The following is a 7,265-nucleotide window of genomic DNA, read 5'->3' as shown; positions in this document are numbered from 1 at the left end:
ACCTATCCAAAGTGACAACGGGAACCACAGAGATTAAAACAGACAAGTTTCAATACAACGGCAAGGATTATGACTATGATCTGGCCATAGTTGATGGGAAGTTCCTGCTGCGAATCCGAAACATTCCGTTTGATGCACCAGGAAGTCATGTCTATAATCTGGAGCTGATCAACAGTACAGGGGCGCGTACCAGTCAGCGCCTTGAAATCACACGCGTCGTGGCACCGTTCCGTATTTTGTCGCCGAAAGCAACCGTAGGGGACCAAATCGTCGTCAATAAGAACTTTGTGCGTTTCGATATCGAGGCAGAAGGAGCCACTCAAGTTCTCGTCGATAAAGGTGTAGCTACGAAGAGAACGGATATGAACGATCGTTTCTTCTATGATTATGTAGGACTGAAACCGGACAAATCCACGAAGATCAAAATCTCAATTGTAAGAGGCACGCAGACGCTCACTCAAACGGTGGATGTGTATTACACCAGCGCCGTGACCGTGGATTCCCAGTACATGACGGAAAAACCGGCTACCAAGTACAGTGCATTCAATAAAGCCCTGGAGCTCTCCTTCCCGAAAGGAACCGTGCTGAAATCGGCGAATGTCGGTGTAGGGGAAGTGGCCAAATTCTATCCTGACAATAAGTATCTGTTCGGCATTGCAGATCCGAAAGACGGGGTCCTGGAAAGAAAGAACGATTACGGAGACGTGATCGGCTTGAATAAAGACCAAAGAACGCCGAACGGACAGGAAACGATCAAGCTGCCGGTCGACCTGCTGGAGTTCTTCAATTCTACAGCCAAGACGTATAACTTCACACGAGTATCTAATGTATATTGGATCAGCGCCGGATTAGGGGAATCTGGGAGTCCAGATACTCCAGGCTATAAGCCATCCACAAATGGATTGGCGCCTTACTCGATTGAGGGTAACTTCAGAGATCTGTCGATCCTTGAGCCCGAGAGAAAAATTGTACCTTCCCAGCGGGGAACGTTGACCATTGCGTTTAACCCTGACGTAGTCGATGCGGCAGGCACAACCGTTACTGTATTCCGATTTACGGATAAAGCAGAATGGGAAAATGTCGGAGGAGCCGTGAACACGAAGGCTCACACCATTACCGTTCCTTTTGATGACTCGGGTTATTATGTCGTCATGAAGCAAAGCCGCGGATTTAGTGATATTACGAAGCATCCATGGGCGAGAGACATTCTGAATGCTCTTTATGCCAAAGGCATTATGTCCAACGTTCAAGCAGACGCCTTCGGCGCGGATGACCTGACGACTCGCGGTGAATTCGCCACATTGCTGGTCAAAGGTCTCGACATCCCGCTGAATTATGATAACAATGTGCAGACCTATTTCGATATCGTGCCTGGAGCCAAGACCGATACATGGGATTTCAAATACATTGAGACGGCTTCCAGAGCAGGCATTGTCACGGGCATTGGTGAGGGATACTTTGGTGTCGAAGAACCGATTACCCGTGAACAGGCAGCGGTCATGGTCGCACGCGCACTGAAACTGAAAATGCCTGCGAATGACGCTAAGCTTAAAGCTTCGTTAGATAAGCAGTTCCAGGATTCGGGGAAAATTGATATATACGCGCGTCCTGGTATTTCAGCTGTCGTGAGCGCTAAAATCATGGCCGGTCAGCCGATTACGATTACCGGCCAGAAGAAGCCTTCTTATAATTTTAATCCGCAAAGCAGCATGACGCGTGCGGAAGCCGGCAAGATTGCCGTTGAGCTGCTCAAGAAGAGCACCAGCATCTTCCCTAAAAATCTAAGCTAGTACGTAGAAGCCTCTTACCCTTAATTTATGGGAAGGGGCTATCTTTTTCCAATTTCAACTCTTTGTAATTTGTCGGAAATTAGGATACAATGGCGTAGAACGATATTTTATCTTAGAGGGTGAAGGCAATCTTATGAAACCGATCTATTCGAAGGCGCAGCTGGATTATCTGAAAGCAAAGACCAATTTTGAGAATAAAGCTAGCATTTTGGAGAAGAAAATCGAAACCACTCGGAAAACGAGAGAAGTTACGCAAGAAGTAATGGAGGGTCTCGTAATGGAGACCGGATTCCATGATGCATATAACGAGCTGGTCATTTCCGAAAACGAACTCATTGAATGGTCTCATTCGACAATTAAACACGAAAAGACTTACCGTGAGAATAAGCAGCCGATTGAGCAAATGTACGATAACCTCAATACAAGTCCGGAAATGCGCGCTCAGATCATTCAGCTTGCCATGAAAATTCGTTAATATTTTGTAACCTTTGACTCATTTACATCGTCCAACAAGGTGCCAATCGGCGCCTTGTTTTTTTGTATTCCCTGTTTCAAGCAAGTGAGGAAAGGTTAATGTCTTCCAGATATTTCTTGGACAAACAGGCCTTCTGGCGTCTTTTATTATGGTTCGGTAACAATTTTGAAATTTTTTTAAAAAAGGTGCAACTTTTTAGAAACACGCGCGTCTAAGATGTAGAGTCAATTACGATGGGTATTTAACCAGCATTGCCCTAAGCAAGAAAGATGTCTATTTTTTAGAAAAATTATCTTTACGCTGTGTGGGGCCCATTGTATAATACTTAGGTAGGATTAGGAATCTACTCTTTTTTTTGCCGCTTTTAATTGATATGTTTACCAGTTTCTGTGATATCGTCACAGACATCATTTATATGAACCATGCTCAACTCGGGAAAGGGGGTGCACTGGCTAATGAGTAACACGAGCTACCCATTTAAAGAAAACTCTAATGTGATGAATGTTCAAGGAGGAGAAAAAAAGGTTATGAAGAAAATTTTGACAGTCGCTCTGTCTACAGCAATGGCATTCTCCATGTTTGCATCTGTAGCATTCGGTGATACCGCAGTAACTCCGCAACAAAAATTCGACGCTCTGGCAGCTAAAGGGATCTTCAACGGCTATCCAGACGGATCTGCTCATCTTGAAAAAGAAATGACTCGCGCTGAATTCGCGAAAGTCATCACGAAGCTTCTTGGGCTGAAAGAAGTAACTGGAACTCTTTCTTACAAAGATAAAGGTTACGACGCCAAGAACTGGGCAGTACCTTACATCGAAGCAGTAACTGCTGCTGGCATCATGCAAGGTCAAGACAGCGTGAAGAAAATCTTCAACTACAACGGAAAAGTAACCATCCAAGAAATGGCGACTGTTCTGACTCGTGCGCTGAAACTTGAAATTCCTGCAAACCCAAGCAACAACGCAGCTGACTGGGCTAAAGGATATGTTCAAGCAGCAATCGATAAAGGCCTCATCTCTAAAGATGCTAACTTCAAAGCAAACGCTAGCCGTTCCCAACTGGTTGAAGCTGCATACGCAATCGACCAAGCGGCTAACATCACTTTCACTTACAAAGTCGTTGACCCAAGCAACGTTGAGTTCACACTTTCTACTGGTGAAGTAGTAAAGGTTAAACTTGACAAACCGCTTGAAGCCAACAAAGAAACTGAAGTGAAATTCAAAGACGCAGCTGGCAACGAGTACACTGCAAAAGTGACTTGGGCTGTAACGACTGCAACTAAAGTTCAAGGCGCTAGCGCTACGAACCTCAAAGAAGTAGTGGTTAAATTCGACGGTGAAGTTGATAAAGACTCTGCTGAAAATGCAGCAAACTACACTTTGAGATCCGGTAAACTGGTTGACTCGGTTTCCTTGTCTGATGACAAGACTACTGCAACCCTCTTGCTGAAAGCCGGCAGCGTATTGAACAACAACAAAACTGACGCTGTTTCCGTTTCCAATGTAAAAGCTGGCGACAAAACAATCAGCGCAAGCAATGTTGAGTTCTCCGTTGTTGACAACTCGCTTCCAGAAGTTTCCTCTGTTAAATCTTTGGGAACGAAATCTCTGAAAGTAGTATTCAGTGAGCCGGTAAGCAATGTTACTCAAAGTAACTTTACTCTTGATGGTAAAGAGTTCTTTGGTAAAGTAACTGTAAGTAACAACGACAGAACGGTTGTTCTGACTCCATTCAGCAGCACTGCTCTGACTGTTGGTGATCATAAAGTGACAGTTAGCGGAGTTAAGGATTATGCTGGATTTGTTTCCCTGGCATCTTCCCACGACTTCACTGTAGCTGAAGATACTACTGCACCAACTATTTCTGAAGCAACTGCTACTTTGGAAAGCGTAACAGTAACGTTCTCTGAAGATGTAGATGTTGACACAGTATCTGCAAGCAAAGTTTACTGGAAATCCGGTTCCAGCAAAATCACGGCTGTTAGCGTGAAGCAACTGGCCGACAACAAATTCAGATTTGACTTTGGTGCTGACCGCGCTCTCCCAACTGGAGCAGTTTCGGTATTCGTTGAAGGAGTTAAAGACTACTCCGGTAACGAAATCGCTAAAGACACTTCCGTAGTTGTTAATCCTGTAATCGATCAAACTCGTCCTGAAGTAAGCAACGTTTCTGCTGAGAACGCTCGTCAAATCAAAGTAACGTTCTCTAAAGCAGTTAACGAAGCAAGTGCGGAAAAACCTGCTAACTACACTGTGAAAGACAAAGACGGTAAAGCAGTTTCTGTAAAACAAGCAACACGCGATGACAAAGATCACAAAGTAGTTTATGTAGATCTTTACACTGACTTGTCTGTTGGAAACAACACATTGACAATTCAAAACGTTAAAGATGACACTAGACTGCAAAACACGTTGCTCGACTACACTGGAACAGTTACATTGGCGGACAAAAACGCTCCAACAATTGACTCTTCTTCTGTAAACACTCAACAACGTAAAGTGTTTGTTAAATTCAACAAGAAGATGGACGTAGAGTCTTTGACTACTTACTCCAACTACCTTGTTCAAATCGACGGTAAAGCTGTCGCTTTGACTTCTAACATTGCTGACATCACTCCACAACAAGACGGTTCTGCTGTAACAATTACTTTCGCAGACAGCATTAACGGCAAAATTGTAAGTCTTGCAAGTGGAAATGGTGGAACAACTTACACTAACATCTCTGAGCTTAGAATTATGGGTCTTAAGGATGCTAATGGAAATGTTCTGAAGGAGTTCACTGATAACGCTGGTAAAAATACTATCAATCTGACCAAGGATACTGTAGTAGGATTGGGAGATAAAGTTGAGCTTGTTGACAGTAAAACTGTAACAGTTAAGTTTAACTCTGGAATCTACTCCTACAGCACTGGAGCATTTGTAAACGAAGGAACAAATGCGCCACAAGTATCTGGTGTTGATGTTGACGGAACATCTACCGTTACTCTGCACTTCAGTAAGGATCTTGCAACTGATGGATCTGATTTGAACCTCAGAATTTACCTGTCTCGTTTGACTACAAGTGCAGGAAATGTAGCAGGTAGCGGCGACGTTACTGTGTCTAACAAAACTGCAGGTTTCAAAGATAGTATCGCTCCAGCACTTGCAGACAGCGATGCAGCTTTCCCTGTAGCAGGTGATGGTAACTCGTTTGCAATCAAATTCACTGAGCCTGTAAATGCTAAATCGAATGATGTAGCGGTAGGTGACTTCCGAGTTTACCGTGACACTGATAACGTTGAATTGAGCGCAACTAAGGGCGAATTCAGTGTTACTGTTGATGGTACGAACACAGTTCTGGTAAATGTTAATGATACTGGCAGCAGAGCAGAAAATGCCACTTATAAAGTTGAAGTTAACAATGCTAAGGCTGTAGTTGACCAAGCAAATAACCCTATCGCTAACTTTGTAGGACACAGCGTTGCATTGACTGGTACTGCTGCTCCTTCCGTAGAAGTTGTTGATTCCGAATTTGGGAAGGACAATGGGCAAATCACTGGACTTAATTCTAATGTAACTTATGAATACAAAAAGAACGGTGAGGCAGATACCAAGTATGTCGAAGTGAAAGGCCAAACAAGCATTCCTAATTTGGCACCTGGTAAGTACGACATTCGCGTTAAAGCAGTTCCTGCAACTGGAACTACCCCAGCTGTTCCAGCTAGTGCAGTAAAAACTGTAACTATTGGTGAAAAAGCAGCTAATGATGCTGATGCTGTGACTGCAGATGCTGCAGCTTTGACAGCTGATAAACTGACTGTTGTAGGTAAAGACACAGATTCTCCTAGCGTGAAACTGCCTTCTACTGGTGCTAACGGTACTACTATTTCTTGGAGCGTTGGAGGAGTAACTCAAAAAGACTCGCTTCCAGTTGAAAGACCTGACACTGCAAGCACTGATATTACTCTAACTGCAACGGTTAAAAAAGGTACTAGCAACTCCAGTAACAAAACAGTAAACAAGTACCATCTAGGTACTGCTGACGTAACTGTAAATAAGTCGTTTTTATTGAAAAGGGGCTTAGAGATATCTCTAGTCCCCTTTCTTTTTTTGTAGGTATAATGCTATAATTTTCGCTTAATTAATTCGTTATTTTTATCATTAATCAGATTTCTAAATTTAAAGGAGGTCCCCATGAAGTCCATCACCAAACTATCCCTTACCGTCATCGTTCTCGGCGCAGGCGTAGCCCTTGGCTCCATCTTTGACATCACCGCACAAGGCGCTGGTGTAACAGGCCAAGCGGGCACAGCCGATGATCCGGTGGTAACAAAGAGCTACGTTGACCAACAGATCCAAAAAGCGTTGGGCGGAGGAACAACGACGCCAACTACGCCTACAACACCAACGGATAATGGAAACAACAATTCCGGGAATAATAATTCATCGTCTTCTAGTGACCAAGTAACGATCGTCACCGTAAAACCAGGTGAGAAGTTAATTGCCGCTGCAGGTGCTGAGTTTATCGTCCGAAATGGACATGCAGTCATCTACAGTGCCGACTCCAATGGCGTTGCTGACCTTACGGATGGCAAAGACGTAACCAATGGACAAGCAGTCGGAAACAACCATCTGATGTCCTTCCCGAGAGCCGGACGCGGCATCATGGTTCAAGACGGCGTGAAATCCAGCCTGACGGTTATGGTTCGTGGCGGTTATTCGATCCAATAATTGTGCTACATAAGCTTATTTTTGCCAGAAGTAACAATGATTTATACGTCTAGAGACGGCCGGATGACAAATACTACTCTTGCAAGACCATATTTGCAGGAGGTGTATCCATCATGGCAAGAAGCAATCGTAAAGTGGTACCGGAAAGCCGGAATATGCTGAATCAAATGAAGTATGAAATCGCTGCCGAGTTTGGGCTGGGTGCGGCGTACGGTTCTGCAGGATCTAGCGGTGCGGACACCGAGTTTGCATCCGACCTGGGTGAAGCTGGAGGCGTTGGATTTGGCCGTG

General features: G+C 44.3%; 5 protein-coding genes. All 5 read left to right on the top strand.

Annotated features, from left to right (window positions below; translation table 11 throughout):
- Positions 1 to 1,790 (top strand): S-layer homology domain-containing protein (locus CPT76_RS25035; protein ID WP_146116419.1); only part of this gene is annotated, 1,790 nt, incomplete at its 5' end.
- Between the two features lie 133 nt (positions 1,791 to 1,923).
- Complete coding sequence (locus CPT76_RS25030; protein WP_105444847.1) at positions 1,924 to 2,265, top strand: hypothetical protein; 342 nt, start codon at positions 1,924 to 1,926, stop codon at positions 2,263 to 2,265.
- 455 nt (positions 2,266 to 2,720) lie between these two features.
- Positions 2,721 to 6,359, top strand: coding sequence for an S-layer homology domain-containing protein (locus tag CPT76_RS25025; RefSeq protein WP_181153031.1), 3,639 nt, complete (start codon positions 2,721 to 2,723; stop codon positions 6,357 to 6,359).
- Between the two features lie 78 nt (positions 6,360 to 6,437).
- A complete protein-coding gene (locus CPT76_RS25020; RefSeq protein ID WP_105444845.1) occupies positions 6,438 to 6,974 on the top strand; it encodes a hypothetical protein in 537 nt (178 codons plus the stop codon).
- 113 nt (positions 6,975 to 7,087) lie between these two features.
- Positions 7,088 to 7,265 (top strand): small, acid-soluble spore protein, alpha/beta type (locus CPT76_RS25015; protein ID WP_105444844.1); only part of this gene is annotated, 178 nt, incomplete at its 3' end.

It is taken from the genome of Paenibacillus sp. AR247, assembly GCF_002968895.1.
Classification (GTDB): domain Bacteria; phylum Bacillota; class Bacilli; order Paenibacillales; family Paenibacillaceae; genus Paenibacillus_AQ; species Paenibacillus_AQ favisporus.
Note: the sequence above shows the minus strand (reverse complement) of the source record. Positions and strands in the feature narration are given on the sequence as shown.